20 protein-coding genes are annotated in these 18,149 nt (G+C 71.7%); 10 read left to right on the plus strand and 10 right to left on the minus strand.

What is annotated here, in order from left to right; all coding sequences use genetic code 11:
- Positions 1–95 precede the first annotated feature (95 nt).
- Positions 96–542 carry a hypothetical protein gene (locus NBW84_RS03870; RefSeq protein ID WP_250281775.1) on the minus strand — a complete coding sequence of 149 codons (447 nt, stop codon included), beginning with the start codon at positions 540–542 and terminating at the stop codon, positions 96–98.
- A 238-nt stretch (positions 543–780) separates the two neighbouring features.
- Between NBW84_RS03870 and NBW84_RS03875 the strand changes: the two genes are divergently transcribed.
- Entirely contained in the window at positions 781–1,785 is a 1,005-nt protein-coding gene (locus NBW84_RS03875) for a diacylglycerol kinase family protein (protein ID WP_250281777.1), read from the plus strand.
- A gap of 119 nt (positions 1,786–1,904) precedes the next feature.
- Here NBW84_RS03875 and NBW84_RS03880 read toward each other — a convergent pair whose 3' ends face one another.
- Positions 1,905–2,639, minus strand: a complete 735-nt coding sequence (locus NBW84_RS03880; RefSeq protein ID WP_250281778.1) for a glycerophosphodiester phosphodiesterase — start codon at positions 2,637–2,639, stop codon at positions 1,905–1,907.
- Between the two features lie 579 nt (positions 2,640–3,218).
- Here NBW84_RS03880 and NBW84_RS03885 point away from each other — a divergent pair.
- Entirely contained in the window at positions 3,219–3,467 is a 249-nt protein-coding gene (locus NBW84_RS03885; protein WP_013872459.1) for a WhiB family transcriptional regulator, read from the plus strand.
- Positions 3,468–3,738: 271 nt separating this feature from the next.
- On the opposite strand, the gene NBW84_RS03890 is transcribed toward NBW84_RS03885, so the two are convergent.
- Positions 3,739–5,211, minus strand: coding sequence for a sensor histidine kinase (locus NBW84_RS03890; protein ID WP_250281780.1), 1,473 nt, complete (start codon positions 5,209–5,211; stop codon positions 3,739–3,741).
- A gap of 253 nt (positions 5,212–5,464) precedes the next feature.
- Here NBW84_RS03890 and NBW84_RS03895 point away from each other — a divergent pair, with 253 nt between their 5' ends.
- From NBW84_RS03895 to bsaP, 4 genes are all read left to right on the plus strand, one after another.
- Positions 5,465–6,682 carry an 8-amino-7-oxononanoate synthase gene (locus tag NBW84_RS03895; RefSeq protein ID WP_250281783.1) on the plus strand — a complete coding sequence of 406 codons (1,218 nt, stop codon included), beginning with the start codon at positions 5,465–5,467 and terminating at the stop codon, positions 6,680–6,682.
- Positions 6,679–7,395: a dethiobiotin synthase gene (gene bioD, locus NBW84_RS03900; RefSeq protein ID WP_250281784.1), complete on the plus strand. Its 717-nt coding sequence runs from the start codon at positions 6,679–6,681 to the stop codon at positions 7,393–7,395. Before NBW84_RS03895 ends, bioD begins: the two co-directional genes overlap by 4 nt.
- A gap of 103 nt (positions 7,396–7,498) precedes the next feature.
- Positions 7,499–8,611, plus strand: a complete 1,113-nt coding sequence (gene bioB, locus NBW84_RS03905) for a biotin synthase BioB (RefSeq protein ID WP_445548265.1) — start codon at positions 7,499–7,501, stop codon at positions 8,609–8,611.
- A 171-nt stretch (positions 8,612–8,782) separates the two neighbouring features.
- The gene (bsaP, locus tag NBW84_RS24065; protein ID WP_445548626.1) at positions 8,783–9,136 is read left to right on the plus strand and encodes a biotin synthase auxiliary protein BsaP; all 354 of its coding nucleotides are present in this window, start codon (positions 8,783–8,785) and stop codon (positions 9,134–9,136) included.
- 49 nt (positions 9,137–9,185) lie between these two features.
- On the opposite strand, the gene NBW84_RS03910 is transcribed toward bsaP, so the two are convergent.
- Positions 9,186–9,416, minus strand: coding sequence for a biotin/lipoyl-binding carrier protein (locus tag NBW84_RS03910; RefSeq protein ID WP_250281787.1), 231 nt, complete (start codon positions 9,414–9,416; stop codon positions 9,186–9,188).
- A 338-nt stretch (positions 9,417–9,754) separates the two neighbouring features.
- Here NBW84_RS03910 and NBW84_RS03915 point away from each other — a divergent pair, with 338 nt between their 5' ends.
- Together NBW84_RS03915 and NBW84_RS24070 are read left to right on the plus strand one after the other, a co-directional pair.
- The gene (locus NBW84_RS03915) at positions 9,755–10,381 is read left to right on the plus strand and encodes a DUF5317 domain-containing protein (RefSeq protein WP_250281789.1); all 627 of its coding nucleotides are present in this window, start codon (positions 9,755–9,757) and stop codon (positions 10,379–10,381) included.
- 242 nt (positions 10,382–10,623) lie between these two features.
- The gene (locus NBW84_RS24070; protein ID WP_369299096.1) at positions 10,624–10,698 is read left to right on the plus strand and encodes a 50S ribosomal protein bL37; all 75 of its coding nucleotides are present in this window, start codon (positions 10,624–10,626) and stop codon (positions 10,696–10,698) included.
- Positions 10,699–11,064: 366 nt separating this feature from the next.
- Here NBW84_RS24070 and NBW84_RS03925 read toward each other — a convergent pair whose 3' ends face one another.
- The 4 genes from NBW84_RS03925 to NBW84_RS03940 form a co-directional block, all read right to left on the minus strand.
- Positions 11,065–12,015, minus strand: a complete 951-nt coding sequence (locus NBW84_RS03925) for an NAD-dependent epimerase/dehydratase family protein (RefSeq protein ID WP_250281792.1) — start codon at positions 12,013–12,015, stop codon at positions 11,065–11,067.
- A gap of 74 nt (positions 12,016–12,089) precedes the next feature.
- The gene (gene rsrA, locus NBW84_RS03930; protein ID WP_250281793.1) at positions 12,090–12,374 is read right to left on the minus strand and encodes a mycothiol system anti-sigma-R factor; all 285 of its coding nucleotides are present in this window, start codon (positions 12,372–12,374) and stop codon (positions 12,090–12,092) included.
- Positions 12,371–13,306, minus strand: a complete 936-nt coding sequence (locus tag NBW84_RS03935; RefSeq protein WP_445548263.1) for a sigma-70 family RNA polymerase sigma factor — start codon at positions 13,304–13,306, stop codon at positions 12,371–12,373. Before NBW84_RS03935 ends, rsrA begins: the two co-directional genes overlap by 4 nt.
- Before the next feature lie 387 nt (positions 13,307–13,693).
- On the minus strand, positions 13,694–14,521 hold the full coding sequence (locus NBW84_RS03940; RefSeq protein ID WP_250281794.1) for an alpha/beta fold hydrolase: 828 nt from the start codon (positions 14,519–14,521) through the stop codon (positions 13,694–13,696).
- A gap of 68 nt (positions 14,522–14,589) precedes the next feature.
- On the opposite strand from NBW84_RS03940, the gene NBW84_RS03945 reads away from it, so the two are divergent.
- Complete coding sequence (locus NBW84_RS03945; protein ID WP_250281795.1) at positions 14,590–15,477, plus strand: methyltransferase domain-containing protein; 888 nt, start codon at positions 14,590–14,592, stop codon at positions 15,475–15,477.
- A gap of 71 nt (positions 15,478–15,548) precedes the next feature.
- Here the strand turns inward: NBW84_RS03945 and NBW84_RS03950 are convergent, their stop codons facing one another.
- Entirely contained in the window at positions 15,549–15,971 is a 423-nt protein-coding gene (locus NBW84_RS03950) for a cytotoxic translational repressor of toxin-antitoxin stability system (RefSeq protein WP_445548266.1), read from the minus strand.
- Positions 15,971–16,387: a hypothetical protein gene (locus NBW84_RS03955; protein WP_250281798.1), complete on the minus strand. Its 417-nt coding sequence runs from the start codon at positions 16,385–16,387 to the stop codon at positions 15,971–15,973. Before NBW84_RS03955 ends, NBW84_RS03950 begins: the two co-directional genes overlap by 1 nt.
- 267 nt (positions 16,388–16,654) lie before the next feature.
- Between NBW84_RS03955 and aroA the strand changes: the two genes are divergently transcribed.
- Positions 16,655–17,977, plus strand: coding sequence for a 3-phosphoshikimate 1-carboxyvinyltransferase (gene aroA / locus NBW84_RS03960; RefSeq protein ID WP_250281800.1), 1,323 nt, complete (start codon positions 16,655–16,657; stop codon positions 17,975–17,977).
- The last annotated feature ends 172 nt before the right edge of the window (positions 17,978–18,149 follow it).

Genomic DNA, 18,149 nt, shown 5'->3' on the forward strand with positions numbered 1-18,149 from the left:
GGCCCTATCCTCCGGCTGTGGGCATCCGGGGCAGGGCCCCCGGCGGGGCGTGGTGGCGGCCCGGCCGTACCAGCTCGTGGCCAGCGCGGGCCGGGTCATCCGGAGGAGTCACCCGGGCCCGTGGGCTGGTGTGGGCGGTAGGCACCGGAGACACCGATCAGCACCAGCACCCCGACCGGGACCGCGACCAGTGGGATGCCCTCGCCATAGCGATGGGCCTGCAGAAGGCCAACAGCAACCGGAATACACAAAATCTGAACAACGACAAGCGGGGAACGGGCCCACTGCCGACGCGCGAGCAACGCCCACGTGAGCAGCCACAGGACGACCCCGGCAACAACGGCGAACAGGCCGCCGAGCTCGGCCCGGCCCCGGTCGTCGGTATCCGCGCCGAAACCCCGCACCACCAGGAAGACGCCGAGGCAGACAAGTAACAGTCCTTCGGCGGCCAGCAGCACCGCGGCGGCCCGCAACGCGTGTACGGCACGCCGGGCAGCACGCCAGGCGTTGTCATGTTGCGGACCGCCCGCCGGCGCCGGCACGATCCGCTCGGATCCAGCCCTGGAACCCACACGCCGACAGTACGTGTTCTCCACGGCCGCGTAAGCCCGGTGGGTATGCCTGACGGGCCCCACCACGACATGCGGGTGGACACGCGGGTCGAGATGTGGAGGAGACGCGGATGTCCGCCGGCGGGATTCCACCGGTGGCGGGGATTCCACCGGTGGCAAGAATTACGTCGTGACGCCTGGAAAGCCCTGAACCGCTAACGTAGACATCATGCGTACGCTGCTGGTCGTTAACCCCCTCGCCACGGCTACGACCCAGCGCGTCCGGGATGTCCTGGTCAGTGCCCTGGCCGCGGATCTGCACCTGGAGACCGTCGCCACCAAGAGCCGCGGCCACGCCATCGAGCTCGCCGAGCGCGCCACCGACGCCGGTGTCGACCTCGTCGTCGCCTTCGGCGGCGACGGCACGGTCAACGAGATCGCCAACGGCCTCCTGCGGGCGGGTCCGGTCCCGGGCGCACCGGCACTGGCCGTGGTGCCCGGTGGGAGCACCAACGTCTTCGCCCGCGCGCTCGGCTACTCCGCCTCCCCGGTGGAGGCCACCGGGGAGCTCCTGGAGGCACTGCGCGAAGGGCGCAGCCGCCGGATCGGCCTCGGGCACGCCACCTTCACCAGCCGGTCGGGCACCAGCCAGTCCCGGTGGTTCATGTTCTGCGCCGGCCTCGGCGTGGACGCGGCCGTGGTCGAACGGGTGGAGCGCAAGCGGGTACACGGGCGCCGCAACACCCCGGGGCTGTACCTGCGCTCGGCGCTCGGGCATTTCGTCCGCGGCGCGGGGCGCCGGCGCCCGCCCATCACCATCACCACCGGCGAACCGGGCCAGGCGGCCGGGGCCGCCGGGGCGGCCGTCGACGTGGCCGGCCCGGGCGCCGCGCGGCCGGACACCGTCCAGGCCGCCGTGGTGTGCAACACGACGCCCTGGACGTATTTCGACTCCCAGCTGGTACGCGCCTGCCCGGCGGCCTCGTTCGACACCGGCCTGGACCTTCTCGGCCTGTACCGGCCGACGCTCGCGCGCACGGCCCACGCCGGCCTGCAGATGCTGCACAGCGCCCGGGGCCCCCACGGCAAGAACGTCTACACGCTGCACGACCAGCGCACGATCACGTTGACGGCCGCGCGCGAGCTGCCGTTCCAGATGGACGGCGAGTACATCGGCCCGCAGACCCGGGTGACGCTGCGGTCCGAGCCGAGGGCGCTGCGCGTCATCGGCTGAGCGCCCGTCATCGCCTGAGCCGGACGCGAGCGCCCGCCCGAGAGCCGGAGCCGGAGCCGGGAACGGGCGGGGAGCCCCCTGGTCGAGGGGTTGCCGGCTCGCTGCCGTCGGGCGCCCGCTCAGGCCGCTCCCCGGCCGAGCCCTCGGACGACCTCGGCCGGGTCGTCGCAGATCACCCCGTCCACACCGGCGGCCCGCAGCCGGTCGGCCTCCCGCACCGAGGTGACCGTCCAGGTCACCAGGCCCACGCCGGCCGCCCGGGCCCGTTCGGGCACGTCCGGGGAGCCGAGCACCGAGGAGATGTGGGCGTGCAGCTCCTGATGGCCGGCGGAGCGCACGTAGGCGATGCCGCCGCTGGCCGACATCCGCGGCATGGTGAGGAACGCGGTGGGCACGCCGATCCCGGCGTCGCGTACCGCCTCGATCGCGAACCAGTCGAACGAGGAGACGGTCACCGCCCCGGACGCGCCGTCGGCGGCCCGGGTGAGCCCGCGGGAGCGCAGGAGCTCGACCAGGGCCCGGGCGGTCCGTTCCCGGGGGGCGTCGAAGTCGGGCTGGCCCGGCTGGTTCTTGACCTCGAGAACGAGGCGGCCACGGCCGTCCCAGGCGTCGAGGATGTCGGTCAGGGTGGGCACGCCCAGACCGGTGAGCTCGCGGGTCGTCCGGCGGATCACGGCCCGGCCGGTCAGCCGCCCCGGCAGCCGGGGATCGTGCACGCAGACCAGATCCCCGTCGGCGCTGCGCCGTACGTCCACTTCGATACCATCGGCGCCAGCGCGCAACGCGGCGTCCACCGCCTCAGCGGTGTTCTCCGGACCGGGGACCCGGCTACCGCGGTGACCAAGAACCTGCATGCGCCAACGATGCCATCACGGCCGCGCCCCCGGTAACGCCAGGGCTGGCGAGGCCGGATGCGTCGGAACGCCGGAAGTGCGTGATCACTGCCTGGCCCGCCCGCGGGCCGGAAGCCGGTCGGAGATCCGGAAGGCTCCGGGCCCGGGAACCGCGCGAGAAACCCGGGGTGACAACCGCGAATGCCAATTCGGCATGCCGTCCTGGCTCTGCCAGGCGTGCGTGTTCCCTGAGTTGGCGGTACTAGGACGGTCTGTGTGTCACCGTCGTCCGATCCGCCGCAAAGAGTGGTCCACCTGTGTCTCTAACGGACGAAACCGGGTGGTCAGGGGTCGGTAAGGGGTGGGAAGCCACTTGCAGGTCCTTGCGCCCATGCCAGTTGCGGTGGGAGGGTGGCGAATGTCCGAGGTGGATGACCCCATACACCTCGGGTTCACACGCGACGGTGCATCCGGTCGAAAGATCGAGAAGCCGCGCGGGCCCGGCAGCCGTTTGGCGGCCGGAAAGTGCGACACAACCGTGGCGGCTCGTAAAGCGTCTCACGTGCAGTGTGGCTCGAGACGAGAGAGGGAGTTGTACGCATGGACTGGCGCCACAGAGCGCTCTGTCGCGACGAGGATCCCGAGCTCTTCTTCCCGATCGGTACTACCGGTCCGGCTGAACGCCAGGTCGAAGAAGCAAAGGCCGTCTGCCGGCGGTGCGCCGTGACAAGTGATTGCTTGAGCTGGGCTCTTGACACCGGGCAGGACTCCGGGGTCTGGGGCGGTCTGAGCGAGGATGAACGCCGAGCGCTCAAGCGCCCCGCGCGCACCCGCGTCCGCACCGCCTGAGCAGTACCCGCAGGCACCACCCCAGCTCGAGCCGGACGGCGACTTCCCAGATGGCCCTGCCATGAGGTATGGGCCACCGGGATGCTGTCGTGTGCCTTGGAGCTGCTTCTGTCCGTGTCCGCGTCGTTTGCCAGCGAAGCCGACGGCACTCGCTGGACCGGTGTTGAAATGGCAGAAAACGACAGGCCAGGACGGGGTGGGACGGCGCCAGGCACGGTGGTGCTGTACCCACCTCGACGGTCCTCATAACACCGATCTTGGAAAAATTTTTTCAGTCGCGCAGCGGGATGGAGAGCAGGGCCTCGGTACCGCGCTCCGCACCCGCCTGGAGGCGGATCGCTCCCTGCATCTCACCGAGGACAAGCTGGCGCACGATCTGCAGGCCGAGCCGGGGCGAGTGCTCCAGCTGGAAGTCCTCGGGCAGCCCGGCACCGTTGTCGGCGACCACCACGTCCAGCCGGTCGGGATACCGCCGGACCCGTAGCTCGATCGAACCGGCCGAACCATCGAACGCGTGTTCGACGGCATTCTGCAGCAGCTCGGAAAGCACAAGTGCCAGCGGCGTGGCGAGCTCACCGGGCAGCTGGCCGAACGATCCCCTGCGGGTCGTGCTCGCCCTGGTCCCGGTCGAAGCCAGGTCCACCGTCACCGACGTGATCTGGTCAGCGATCTCGTCGAAGGGCACCGACTCGCCGAGGCTCTGCGAAAGGGTCTCGTGCACGACCGCGATCGAGGTCACCCGCCGCACCGACTCCCGCAGCGCCAGGCGCGCCTCGTCCACCTTGGTACGGCGCATCTGCAGGCGCAACAGGGCCGCTACCGTCTGTAGGTTGTTCTTCACCCGATGGTGGATCTCGCGGATGGTCGCGTCCTTGCTCAGCAGCTGCGCCTCCCGGCGCCGCAGGTCCGAGACGTCGCGGACGAGGACCAGCACCTCACGGGTGGCGCCGGGAAACAGCGGGATCGCGCGCAGCAGCACCACCGTGCTCCCGACCGCGAGCTCCACCTCGACCGGACGGCGGCGCCCGATCGCGTGCCACACGGCCGGCGTGGTCGCGGGCAGGTTCAGCATCCGGTGCACCGAACGCAGGTCCTCACCGGTGACGTTGCCGGTGTAGCCGAGGCGGCGGTACGCCGACAGCGCGTTCGGACTGGCGAAAATGACCTTCCCCGAGCCGTCCAGGCGCAGCATCCCGTCACCGACGCGCGGCGCCTCGGGCAGTTCGGCGTTGCTGCCCCGGAACGGGAACGCCCCCTCGGCGATCATCAGCGCCAGGTTGTTCGCGCACTGCAGGTACGCCGACTCCAGCGCGCTCGGCGTCCGGGTGGTGGCCAGGTTGGTGTCCCGCGCCAGCACGGCGATGACCCGGTCGGCGTGCAGGACCGGGATCGCCTCGGTGCGCACCGGCACCCCGCCGTCCCACTCCGGCTCACCCTCCCGGGCGATCCGGTGCTCGCGCCACGAGTTCTGCACCACCCATCTGTTGATCACAACGCTGCCGACCTCGTCGTTGTGGTATGCCGTCGGCCCGGTGGTCGGCCGCACCTGCGCGACCACCAGGAACTCGGCTCCCGGGCCGGCTCCGCCGCGAGCCGCCGTGGCCCGGCTGGGCACGAGCAGCAGCAGGTCCGCGAAGGACAGGTCGGCCAACAGCGCCCAGTCGGCCACCAGGGCGTGCAGATGGTCGATGTCGTCCGCACCAAGATCGGTACTCTCGCGTAGAAGGTCCTCCAGCGTTCCCACGCAGGCAGATTGCCAGACGCGGCGCCGGCTCGGAGCACGTGTGCCCGATCAGCTTTCCCGGATCACGGCACCGCCATGATCCGGTCACTCTCCCGACGACACGAAAACCATGATCGTACTGCCTTCGGCGGGACCGGTTCCAGCGCCTCCGGCAGCGCGAAAACATGATCGCGCTGCCTTCGGCGGGCCGACTTCAGTGTCTCCGGCAACACGAAAACCATGATCGCGTCACCTTTGACCTAGGCTTCCTGGTGTGCACCCGCATACCACCAAGGCGGTCCCCGATCCGCTTGGCTGGCTGGACGGCCATGCCCGGCGCCGGGAAGAAGCCGGGCTGCGCCGGGTCGTGCGCCCGCGCGCGCCCGGCTCAGGCACGCCGGGCGACCCGGCAGGCGGGGATCCCACCCGCCCGCTGGACCTGGCCGGCAACGACTACCTGGGCCTGTCCCGCCACCCCGAGGTGGTCGAGGGCGGGGTGCGGGCACTGCGCACCTGGGGCGCGGGCTCCACCGGAAGCCGGCTGGTCACCGGGACGACCACCCTGCACGGCGACCTTGAGGACGCTCTGGCCGCACACACCGGCTTCGCCTCGGCGCTGGTCTTCGCCTCCGGGTACGCGGCCAACCTGGGCGTGCTCACCTCGCTCACCGGGCCCGACGACCTCATCGTCTCGGACGAGCGTAACCACGCGTCGCTGGTGGACGCCTGTCGGCTGTCCCGGGCGCAGGTGGTCATCGCGCCGCACGCCGACGTCGCAGCGGTCGACGCGGCGCTGACCGAACGGTCGTGGCAGCACGCCGTCGTGGTCACCGACTCGGTGTTCTCCGCGGACGGCGATCTGGCCCCGCTGGCCGCGCTGCACACGGTCGCCCGCTCCCACGGCGCGCTGCTGGTCGTGGACGAGGCCCACAGCCTCGGCGTCGTCGGCCCCGGCGGGCGGGGCGCGCTCGCGGACGCCGGGCTCGCCGGCGAGCCGGACGTGGTCGCCACCATCACCCTGTCCAAGGCGCTGGGCAGCCAGGGCGGCGCCGTGCTGGGCCCGCCGGCCGTGCGCGCGCATCTCATCGACACCGCCCGCACGTTCATCTTCGACACCGGGCTGGCGCCGGCCTGCGCCGGCGCGGCGCTCGCCGCGCTCGGGATCCTCACCGCGACCCCGGCTCTCGCGGACGACGTCCGACGGCACGCCCGCCACCTGGCCGACCTCACCGGCGCGCCCCGGCCGGCCGGCGCGGTCGTGTCGGTCGTCCTCGGCGAGCCGGAACGCGCGGTGCGGGCGGCGGAGACCTGCCGTGCGCACGGGGTGGCCGTCGGCTGCTTCCGCCCTCCGACCGTGCCCCCGGGCACGAGCCGGCTGCGGGTCGCGGCCCGCGCCGACCTCACCGCCACCGACCTGGCCCGGGCCGCCGACGCCTTCGCCGCGGCCATCGGCACGCCCGGCCGTCCCGGCTGTCCCGGATGTCCCGGATGACGGTTCTCGTGGTGACAGGAACCGGGACGGGGGTCGGGAAGACGGTCGTCACCGCCGCGGTGGCCACCCTCGCCCGGGAGCGGGGCGTCGACGTCGCCGTGGTGAAGGCCGCCCAGACCGGTGTCGAGCCCGGCGAGCCCGGCGACCTCGACCATGTGCGCGCCCTGTCCGGGGTCGAGGGGCTGTACGAGTACGCCCGGTTCCCGGCGGCGCTGTCGCCGGCCGCCGCGGCCCGCCTGCACCGGCGTGCCCCGGTGGAGCTCACCGACGTCGCCCGGCACGTGGGTGAGCTCGCCGAGCGCTACCGGCTCGTCCTGGTGGAGGGCGCGGGCGGGCTGCTGGTCCGTTACGACGACGAGGGCAGCACTGTCGCCGATCTCGCCCGTACGCTGGCCGCGCCGGTGCTGCTGGTCAGCGAGGCCGGGCTCGGCGCGCTCAACACCACCGCGCTGACCCTGGAGGCGCTGGCCAACCGCGGGCTGGATCTCGCCGGGCTCGTCATCGGCTCCTGGCCGGCCGCCCCCGACCTCGCCTGTCGCTCGAACATCGTGGACATGGAGATGCTCGCCGCGCGCCCACTCGCCGGAGCGCTGCCAGCGGGCGCGGGGCACGCCGATGCCGCGGCGTTCCGCGCCACCGCCCGGGTCTGCCTGGCGCCCGCCCTCGGTGGCACCTTCGACGCCCACGACTTCCGAGAGAGCCACAGACCGTGACTTGTCTCGGCCCGCTTACCATCCCGGGGACCTCACGGACCTGGGCCATCCGGATCCTCGGACGAATCGACGGTCCGTAACCGAACTACCACAGGAGACCGCCTTGCCGCCGTCAGTAGCCACCGTGCCCGTGCCCGTGACCCCGCCGACGCAACCGCCGACACCGACCCGGCCGACGGCCGACCAGCCGACGGCCGCCGGGAGCCCAGGAGGGAACGCGCCGGTCGCCGACATCCTCCAGGTCGCCCGCGAGCAGGTGCTGGAGCGTGGCCAGGGGCTCTCCGCCGAGCAGACCCTCCAGGTACTGCGGCTCGACGACGACCGGATCGGCGAGGCGCTGGCGCTGGCGCACGAGGTGCGGATGCGCTGGTGCGGCCCGGAGGTCGAGGTCGAGGGGATCGTCAGCCTCAAGACCGGCGGCTGCCCGGAGGACTGCCACTTCTGCTCCCAGTCCGGCAAGTTCGACTCACCGGTGCGCTCGGTCTGGCTGGACGTCCCGTCGCTGGTCGAGGCCGCGAAGGCGACCCGGGAGACCGGCGCGACCGAGTTCTGCATCGTCGCCGCCGTCCGGGGCCCGGACAAGCGCCTGATGAGCCAGGTCCGGGCGGGGATCGAGGCGATCCGTGCCGCCGTCGACATCAACATCGCCTGCTCGCTCGGGATGCTCACCCAGGAGCAGGTGGACGAGCTCGCCGCGATGGGCGTCCACCGCTACAACCACAACCTGGAGACGGCGCGCTCGCACTTCCCCCAGGTCGTGACCACGCACAGCTGGCAGGAGCGGTGGGACACCTGCGAGATGGTGCGGGCCGCCGGCATGGAGCTGTGCTGCGGCGCCATCATCGGGGTCGGCGAGACGCTGGAGCAGCAGGCCGAACTCGCCGGCCAGCTCGCCGCGCTCGAGCCCGACGAGGTACCGCTGAACTTCCTCAACCCGCGGCCGGGCACACCGTTCGCCGATCTCCCGGTGGTCGGCCCGAAGGAGGCGCTGCGCACCATCGCCGCGTTCCGGCTCGCGCTGCCGCGCACCATCCTGCGCTACGCCGGCGGACGTGAGATCACTCTCGGTGACCTCGCTGTCGACGGGATGCTCGGCGGCATCAACGCGGTCATCGTCGGCAACTACCTCACCACGCTGGGACGGCCCGCCGAGGCGGATCTGGAGATGCTTGCCGACCTGAAGATGCCCATCAAGTCCATGCAGTCCACGTTCTGATCACTGACCGTCCCGGCCGTGGCAGCCCGGAACGGCCGGGACGGCCGGGACCTGAGCAGGCCGGCGCCGCCGCGGCCAGCCGTGGCGGCGGGTGACGGGCCGGCGGGTGACGGGTAGAACGGCCGCGGGCAGAACGTCGGCCGAGCCGCCCGATGTTCTACCCTCGTAACCATGACTACCGAGGGTCAGAGGCGAAACGATCACGCTTCTCCCACGCCCGGGGCGCCGGCAGGCCACTGGCCGCCCGATCACGCTTCTGCCGCTCCCGTCGGGCCTCCCCGACCGGCACAGCCGGTCGGGGAGGCCCGACGCGGCCCGCTCCCCGGGTCAGCCGGCGCGGCGGAGGCGGCCTTCTGCGACCGGTGCGGACGGCCGCTGGCCGACGGCGGACACGACATCTGCGCCCAGGCCCGGCTGCTGGAACCGCCACGGTTCTGCCGGACCTGCCGACGACGGATGATCGTCCAGATCACCCCGACCGGCTGGACGGCCAGCTGCGTCGAACACGGCACGATCGCGGGCTGACCCCCGGGCCCGCTCGCCCCCGGGCCCGCTTCGTCGCGGACCTGGCTGGTCAGGCCACCGGAAGCTGGTCGAGGAGGGCGATCAGGTCACCCTCCTGAACGACGTCCCCCTCCCGCACCGCGATCTGGGCGACCCGGCCGCCGTCCTCGCTGAGTACCGGGATCTCCATCTTCATGGAGTCGAGAATCACCAGCGTGTCACCGGCCGACACGGTGTCCCCGACACCGACCACGACCTTCCACACGTTGGCTACCATCTCGGCCCGAACTTCCTCGGCCACGGCTCCCCTTCCCTGTTCCGAGCGTTCCTGCTCCGGTGCGGACATGTGCACAGCGTGAGCGTAGTGTGCGTCGACGCCCGACCGCTGCGCGCCACGTCAACAAAGAAAGCCCCTGTTCGAGCACCGATCCACCCAATTTCTTGACACGCTGGTAACAACTCCCGGCCCGGGCCCTCTCCGGAACTGTCAACGATCTTCACTGGACGGGTGGGCGGCCGGCACGGACAGCCAGGCGGCACAGCCGGGGCACGGCGGCGGAGAGCCGGCCGCGGCGACCCGGACATGCCGGAATGCCACACCTGCGGCCGAAGGCCCCGCGGACAACGCACACTACGAGTGTGTTCGTTCTCCTTGTGCTTGCCCTGGTGGGCGGTGTCATCATCGGGCTGGTCCGCGGTGGCACGCTGGACGCTCTGGTCCGTATCTATGTGGCACGCCCGTGGATGTTCGTGGCCACGGTCGCGGCCCTGAGCGCGGGCCGGCTCATCCCCGGCCTGCACGCGGTCTCGTGGGCGCTGGCCACGGTGGCGGTCGTGCTGTTCGCCGCGGCGAACTCCCGGCTGCCCGGCGTCGGCCTGCTGTGGGCCGGGATCGCGCTGAACACCGTGGTGATCCTCGCCAACGGCGGTCAGATGCCGGTGTCGCTGTGGGCGGCCGAACGGGCCGGCGTGCCCGCCAGCGAGATATACGCCTCCGCCCGGCACACGCCGGGCGGTGACGACACCGTCCTGCGCCCGGCCACCGACGTGATCCCGCTGGCGTTCCCCGGCGCGGGATCCGTCGTCGGCATCGGCGACGTCCTGATCGCCGCCGGCGTCGGCATGTTCGGCGCGGTCGCGCCGGTCCGGGCCCGCCGGACCCTGGCATCCCGGCTCCCCCCGGACAGCGGCTCCGCCACCGCCCGGGAGCCCCTGGCGGAAGAGCCGGCCGTCACGACGGCTTACCGATCATCCGATGACCGGTAAGGAAAAGGAACGGACGGCCCACGGCTCCGCCGCGATCAGCGGGCAGGCGGTGGAACGATGTGAGTTCGCCACTGGGGCAGCGGCATCGATTCACATCGTTCAGGCGAGCCGGTTCAGGCGAGCCGGGTGACCGGTGGGCGACGATGGGATCCCGCTCGGCGGATGGACGGGGCGGGGTGTGGTGGACGGGGGCCGAGGCGTGGGTCTGGCAGGATGGCCGGAGCGGAAAGGAGGTTCCCGACGTGGCGAAGAAGAAGCGCAAGCGGCGCGCACGTGCCAAGAGCAAGGCCAACCACGGCAAGCGCCCGAACACCTGAGCCATCCGGACACCTGGCGTTCTGCGGGTGATGTTCTTCGGGTCACGGGCGAACTCGGGCACGGGCGGTCACGGATTTGTCGCGTACGGATCTGTCGCGTACGGATCTGTGACGCCGTTCGCGTCCCGCGCGTGGCCGCGAAGCTACCGGCCGGGAGCGGCAATGGCCCGGTGACAATCCACCGGGCCACAACCCGAACCATCAGGAGCGCGGACAACCGGTCGACAACCAGCCGGAACACAGCGACCGGCGCACAGCTGCCGGCGCACAGCGATCAGCACACAACGGCGGCTGGCCGGTGGCGATCGTGGAACCCGCCGCCCGGCGGCAGGCAGGCGGCGGGGACGTGCCGGGAAGAGGCGCTGGTCAGCCGGTGGTGGTACGGGTCCGCAGCCACTGCACTGTCTGCCGCAGCCCGCTGTCCAGGTCGACCTGGGGCCGCCAGCCGACCAGCCGGGCCGCCCTGCCGATGTCGAGCGCGATCCGTTGCAGCTCACCGGGCCGGGGCGTGGCGAACTCGGGGGCGTCCGCCACGCCGACGATCCCCGCGATCGCGCGGTGCAGGTCCCGGACGGTCGTCTGCGTGCTGGTGCCGATGTTGAGGCGTTCGCCGTTGGCGGCATCCGGCGGGACGGACCGGGCGAAGGCGTCCGCGACATCGCCGACGAAGACGTAGTCACGGGTGGTCGTGCCGTCACCGAAGATCCTCGTCGGGCGGCCCTCGAGCATCGCCGTCCCGAAGATCGCCACCACCCCGGCCTCGCCGTGCGGATCCTGGCGGGGGCCGTAGACGTTCCCCAGCGCCAGTGCCGTCGTGGCCAGCCCGTATGTGGAGCGGTACACGGACAGGTAGAGCTCACCGGCCGCCTTGCCCGCGGCGTACTGCGACTCGGGAGCCACCGGCACGGTCTCGTCCACCGGCAGGTGCCGCGGCGTCCCGTAGATCGAGCCGCCGGAGGAGGTGTGGACGAACTTCCCGACGCCGGCGAGCCGGCTCGCCTCCAGCACGTTGATCGTGCCGAGTACGTTCAGCCGGGCGTCGAGCAGTGGGTCGCTGACGCTCACCCGCACGTCGATCTGGGCCGCCAGGTGCAGGACGACGTCGGGACGGACCCGCCCGACGACACCGGGCAGCTCGGTGGACGTGATATCCACCTTCTCAAAGGAAAACCGGTGGTCACGCAGAGCGGGGCCGAGGTTCTCAAGTCGACCGGTGGACAAATCGTCGACCCCGACGACATCATGGCCGTCGGCGAGCATACGGTCAGTGACCGTGGAACCGATAAAACCGGCCGCGCCGGTGACGAGGATACGCACGGCACAAGAGCCTAACCGCCGGTCGGACGGCCGGCCGTCACGGCCGACCTCCTTGCTCCAGTCTTGTTCAGTCCTTATTCGGCGCGGAACTCCGCCGTATCCGCGTCGATACGGGCGGCCCGCAGCCGTTCCAGGACGCTCTCCCGGAGCGACTCGGGTGCGCGTTCCCCCCCGCACCTGCGGGCCACCAGCAGCTTCACCTCGTGTTCCACCCCGAACTCCCGAAGGCACGGGGAGCATTCGTCCAGATGGGAACGAACCAGGTGCTTGTGCTCGAAATCGATCTCGCCGTCAAGATAGAGGTAGACCGCTTCCAGGATCTTCCGACAGTCGACCGCGTGCGGCTCCCCACAGCTCACGATCCACCACCGTCGGTCTCGGAGCTGCCGGCCCGGACCAGGCCGCGTTCCCGGGCGTAGTGTTCAAGAGCGGTACGCAGCCCACGACGGCCGCGATGCAGGCGTGACATCACGGTACCGATCGGGGTACCCATGATCTCCGCGATCTCCTTGTAGGCGAACCCCTCTACATCCGCAAGATACACCGCAATACGGAAGTCTTCGGGCAACGCCTGCAACGCCTCCTTGACATCGCTGTCCGGCAGGTGCTCCAGCGCCTCGGTCTCGGCGCTCTTCAGGCCGCTGGACGTGTGCGACTCGGCGTCGGCGAGCTGCCAGTCCTCGACCTGCTCGGTCGGGCTCTGCAACGGCTGGCGCTGACGCTTGCGGTAGGTGTTGATGAACGTGTTCGTCAGGATGCGGTAGAGCCACGCCTTGAGGTTCGTGCCTTCCTGGAACTGGTGGAAGGCGGCGAACGCCTTGACGAAGGTTTCCTGCACCAGGTCTTCGGCGTCGGCCGGATTACGCGTCATCCGCAGCGCCGCCGCATAAAGTTGATCAAGAAAAGGCAGGGCGTCTCGCTCGAAGCGGCTGCTGCGCTCCTCGACGGTCTCGTCGACCAGGACCACTCCCTCGTTCCTTGGGTCGTCCGCGGGATACCGGCTCACGGACGTGCCGGCGGCTCCTGGAACGGACGATACCCTGGCCGGTGCGTACGCGCGTACGGAAAAGCCATCGGTACCGGCAGGTTCCGGGACGTCTGGCCGCCGGCCGGAAGGGCCGAGCAGGCCATCATGCGGACGGGGCGCCGGAGCGGGCGTCGACGCGGTGACGCGGGCACAGGCTACCAGCGGCCCAGGGGCCTCGGCCACGGACGGCACAACAGGCGCGCCGTCGCGAACATCGTCGTGTCGCCACCGGCCCGCCAGCCCGGTTGCGAACTGGGCAGTCATCGAACCTCCGAATGGATGTCCCCGCCGGCCGGAACCAACACGATCATGGGGGCCGGCGGACCATGAAACGATCAGCCCGGCCCGTCGCTCTCCCGCGTCGCGGACGGCTCCAAGAATCTCTGCAGGTGGCGTAACCGCCCGACCAGCCGTCGGATTCCCGGCGGCCCCCGAGCCCCGGCCTCGGCGGACGCGTGACAGGGCCGCCCTCACACCTCCACAAGTACACGGGAAGAGCAACACGAGAACACGAAAAAGCCGACAAGATGACATTTACTGCCATCAACCACTATAGACCTGCAATCTTCACAACGTTACAACAGAACTACGGCGTCACGACAGAACTACCGCGGAGCACGGCGCCTCGGCGCCTCGGCGCCCGCCGGACGCTCACGGCCTGGCGGAGGCCAGCCGGACAATGATCCACTCTGTCGCGACGGCCGCCGCCTCGTCGACGACCTCGGCTTCGTCGCGGCCGTCCTTGCGGCGTGTCCGCATGGCGTGGTCGGCGCCGGCCAGGACATGCACCTCGATGTGCCGGGCCGGGTCCGGACCGGGCATGCCGAAGGTGTCCCGGTCCCCCTGGAGCACGAGCACGGGGACGCCGGCGGCGAGCAGTTCGGGCAGGCGCGACGGCCGGCTCCCCCGCGGCTCCCGCCCACCGTCGCGGGCAGCCTCCTCCTCCAGATCTTTCTTGGCCGAGGCGGAGGGCCGTCCTGGGGGATCCTGCCCAAAGCCTCGGCCAAAATCTTTCTTGGCCGAGGCGGAGGGCCGTCCTGGGGGACACAGCGGGAAGCCGAAGGCCACTACTCCGGCGGCCCCGGTCGTGCGGGCGCAGCGGCAGGCCACCCTCGATCCCATGGAACGGCCGGCCAGGACGACGGGCCGCGGCCGCCCCAGGGCGTCCATGACCGCGTGCAGCACCGCGTCCAGCCGGGCCGGACGGTCCGGCGCGCGGCGGCCGGCGACACGATAGGGCATCTCCAGGCGGGCCACCCCGACCCCGCGCGCCGGCAGCCGCCGCGCCAGCACGGACAACACGCCGACATCCGTCCCGCTGGCGGCACCGTGCAGCAGGACGACAGTTCCCGCCGGTGCCCCGGTCGCGGGAACTAGGAAGACCCGTGCGCCGTCCACTTCCAGGGAAGTCCGATCGGTGGAGGAGGCGCCGGCCGTGGTCGTACCCGGGAGAAAAATGTCACCGCTGCCCGTGTGCATCTGTCAGACTTCCCGTGAGTGTGTGTGACTTGTTTCGCATCTTCCCCCCTGAAGGGTAGGAAAGGTCCATGCTGCCGCGTCTCGACGCCGAGCCAGATCAGTCGCGCGGACGAACGCCGACCCTCGTCTATGAGGCCCCCACGGACAGCGATGATCCGTACTGGGCGTTCTACGAAGATGTCGCCGCCACCCAGCTGGCCAGCTGGCTGCCGATGCCACGGATCCGGGTCCTGGACGTCTCCGGCCCACGGACGAGGTTCACACGCCAGATGGTCGCGGCGGGGCACGACGTCGTGCGCGTCGTCCCGGCCCCGGACCGTTCGGGGGCCCGCGCTGCCGGCAGGCGCGCGGACGGCCATGCCCGCTCCGGCGGGGCTTCCGTGCGTCCCGGCGCGGCCGGCGGGCTCACCGCGGTCCGGCCGGGCGACATCACCGGCCCCGGGCGGCTGGTGCAGGTGGCCGGTGACCCCCGGTCGCTTGACTGGTTCACGCCGGAGAGCTTCGACGCCGTCCTGGCCGAAGGCCGCGCGCTGTCGTTCTGCCTGGCCACCGAGACGACCCTGGAAGAGATCCACCGTATGCTGCGCCCCGGCGGGCGGCTGCTGCTGTGCGTCGACTCGCTGCTGCTGGGCCTGGCCCGGCTCGCCGAGCAGCACCGCTGGGCGGAGCTGTCCGACGTCCCGCGCGCCGACGTCGTCCTCGTCCCGGCCGAGGACGGGTCGATCACCCGCTGTTTCTGGCCGGAGGAGCTGCGCGCCCTGCTGACCAGCGCCGGCCTGGACGTCGACTGGATCCGCCCGCGGACGGTGCTCTCGGCCGAGGCGGTGACCCGCGCGGTCGCCTCCGACGTCTCCTGCTTTCCCACCCTGGTCCGCACCGAGGTCGATCTCTCGGCCGAACGCGAGGGCGAGTCGATCGGCATCCACCTGGTCGCCAGCGCCCGCCGCCCCGACTGAGCCCGCGGCGACGGCCGTCGCCGCTTCCCGGCCGTCCAGCGGTCATGCCCCGCCAGGCCGCGCCACGGCGGTCATGATCCTGTGGTCCAGTACCGGTTGAGCCGTGTCACGGCCTCGTCCCTGGTCATGCCCGCGATCTCAGCCTCGCCAAGGCCGACCCGCTGCCTGAGCAGATACACGAGTTCGGCCGGCAGGGCCTGCGCGGGCACGTCCGGGGCGCCCCGCTTGGGCGGGATGCCGTCCCGCACACACGTCCAGAACTCGTCCTCCGTGACATCCAACTGATCGCGCAGGATGTGGCTCCACCTGCTCGGCCCGTACGCCGTCCGGTCGACCGGGTGCGAGATACGGGTACGCAGCACCCGTCCGTCGGCGAGGGCGAGTTCGAACGTGACGTGGTGGGTGCCGGTCCGTCCGCGTGCGTCCCGGACCTGGGTCCACTGCTCGGCCCGGCAGAACTTCTCGTGCGCCTCGCGGGCCGGCTGAGAAAAGATCACCCTACCGGCCCGACCAGCCATTCACGCAGCTGGACGTCGCTACTGAGAGTGACCAACTGGACCAGACCCCAGTTGGTCGCGTGGTTGGGGGCGTCGAGGAGCCGATCCTGCCAGTCCTCGGCATACTCCCGCAGGGCGACGATCATCTCGTCCAGGGCCTCGTCCAGATCCGCCCCGTCGGCGGCCACCGGCAACCCGGGAATGAGGATCGACCACCCGCCCGCCTCCGCCACCACCTGGGCGCGAGACGGGCTCACCGAGGCCAGGAAATGCCGCAGACGCTCCTGGTCCACAAACGCGGTGATCCGGTTGTCCCGCCGCACCGTCGCGACCCGGCCCCGCTCCGCCGCGTCCAACAGATCCTTCAGGTGGGCGCGAGCGTCGGTGTAGCTGTCATAGTGCACGGCGGTCATCCAACCTCCTAGGCCAGACACCAGAAGTACGTCAAGTACTCAACGTACTCGCTAGACGGTTGACGGTTGACGGTTGACGGCAATGCCAGCCTCGGACCAGGACAGGAACCCGGGCGCCACCGAACCATGTTTCCAAGCGGCGCGATCACATCTCCGCGGCCCCCACTACCAGCCCTGATCAAAATCGCCGGCACGCGAACGGGTACGGCCGCGGGCTGACAGCCCCGGTGGCGCCTGCCGGGCGTCCGCGTCCGGCATGCTGAACGGGTGACCGTCACCACGGACGTACCCACGGATCCCTGGCCGGCGCCGACGGCCGACCGGCCGGTCGACGCGACCGTGACCATGCCCGGGTCCAAGTCGGCGACGAACCGCGCCCTGATCCTCGCCGCGATCTCCGCCGGCACCAGCCGGCTGACCAGGCCGCTGCGCTCCCGCGACTCGCTGCTCATGGCCGCCGCCCTCGGCGAGCTCGGCGTCGCCGTCGTCGATGACCACGATGACTGGCTGGTCCACGGCCGCTACCCGCTCCAGGCGGCCCCGGCTGCCCGGATCGACTGCGGCAACGCCGGCACCGTCGCCCGGTTCACCCCCGCGCTGGCCGCGCTGGCACACGGCGACGTGGTCTTCGACGGCGACCCGCGCATGCGGGAGCGTCCGCTCACCCCTCTGCTGGACGCGCTGCGGACCCTGGGCGCGGCCATCGACGGCGACCGGATGCCGCTGACCGTGCACGGCCGGGGGCACCTGCCCGGTGGCGCGGTGACGGTGGACGCGTCCACCTCCAGCCAGCTCGTCTCCGGTCTGCTGCTGGCGGCCCCCCGCTACGACCAGGGCGTCACCGTCCGTCATGTCGGTGCGCGGCTGCCGTCCTGGCCGTACCTGGAGATGACCGTCGCGGACCTGCGCGCCGCCGGGGCGACGGTCGAGGTGGACGTCGACCGTCGCCCCGGCGGCGAGGCGCGCTGGTCGGTGACGCCGGGGCCGCCGCACGCTCACGACCGGGTCATCGAACCCGACATCAACAGCGCGTCCGCCTTCCTGGCCGCGGCCGCGGCGACCGGTGGGCGGGTCGTGCTCGCCGACTGGCCGAGCGGGACCGTCCAGCCCGGGCGCGTGCTGCCCGACCTGCTGACCGCCATGGGCTGCGTCTGCACCCTGACCACGGCCGGCCTGGAGGTCCGCGGGCCCGGCCGGCTGCGCGGCATCGACGTCGACCTCAGCGACTACGGCGAGGCCGCCCCGACACTCACGGCGCTCGCCGTCCTCGCCGACTCGCCCAGCCGGCTGCGCGGCATCGCCCACCTGCGCCTGCAGGAGACCGACCGGCTCGGCGCGCTCGCGGCCGAGCTGGGCCGGCTGGGCGCGGACATCACCGTGACCGACGACGGGCTGGCCGTCTCCCCCGCGCCGCTGACCGGCGCCCGCCTCGACCCGCGGGCCGACCATCGCCTGGCCATGGCCTACGCCGTGGTGGGACTGGTCGTGCCGGGCGTGCTCGTCGACGACATCGCCACGACCGGTAAGACCGTGCCGTCCTTCCCCCGGCTGTGGGCGCGGATGCTCGACGGGGCGGACGCCCGCGCGTGAGAGCTGCCTGTCACGACCACCGACGGCGTCACCCCACGCGCTGCCGTCCCACGCGGCGTCACCCCGAACAGCACAGCCCCACATGGCACAGCCCCGCGTGCTGCCGCCCGGCACGGCCCGACTCGGCACGGCCCGGCTCCGAACAGCCCGGCCCCGGACGGCCCGGCTCCGG

The sequence above is a fragment of the Protofrankia sp. CiP1_Cm_nod2 genome, assembly GCF_920664355.1.
GTDB lineage: Bacteria > Actinomycetota > Actinomycetes > Frankiales > Frankiaceae > Protofrankia.

What these genes read in the sequence shown, in the direction of transcription:
- NBW84_RS03875 (WP_250281777.1), top strand. Translation starts at nt 781, where the DNA reads ATGCGTACGCTGCTGGTCGTTAACCCCCTCGCCACGGCTACGACCCAG.
- NBW84_RS03880 (WP_250281778.1), bottom strand. Translation starts at nt 2,639, where the DNA reads ATGCAGGTTCTTGGTCACCGCGGTAGCCGGGTCCCCGGTCCGGAGAAC.
- NBW84_RS03885 (WP_013872459.1), top strand. Translation starts at nt 3,219, where the DNA reads ATGGACTGGCGCCACAGAGCGCTCTGTCGCGACGAGGATCCCGAGCTC.
- bioD (WP_250281784.1), top strand. Translation starts at nt 6,679, where the DNA reads ATGACGGTTCTCGTGGTGACAGGAACCGGGACGGGGGTCGGGAAGACG.
- bsaP (WP_445548626.1), top strand. Translation starts at nt 8,783, where the DNA reads ATGACTACCGAGGGTCAGAGGCGAAACGATCACGCTTCTCCCACGCCC.
- NBW84_RS03935 (WP_445548263.1), bottom strand. Translation starts at nt 13,306, where the DNA reads ATGACTGCCCAGTTCGCAACCGGGCTGGCGGGCCGGTGGCGACACGAC.
- NBW84_RS03940 (WP_250281794.1), bottom strand. Translation starts at nt 14,521, where the DNA reads ATGCACACGGGCAGCGGTGACATTTTTCTCCCGGGTACGACCACGGCC.
- NBW84_RS03945 (WP_250281795.1), top strand. Translation starts at nt 14,590, where the DNA reads ATGCTGCCGCGTCTCGACGCCGAGCCAGATCAGTCGCGCGGACGAACG.
- NBW84_RS03955 (WP_250281798.1), bottom strand. Translation starts at nt 16,387, where the DNA reads ATGACCGCCGTGCACTATGACAGCTACACCGACGCTCGCGCCCACCTG.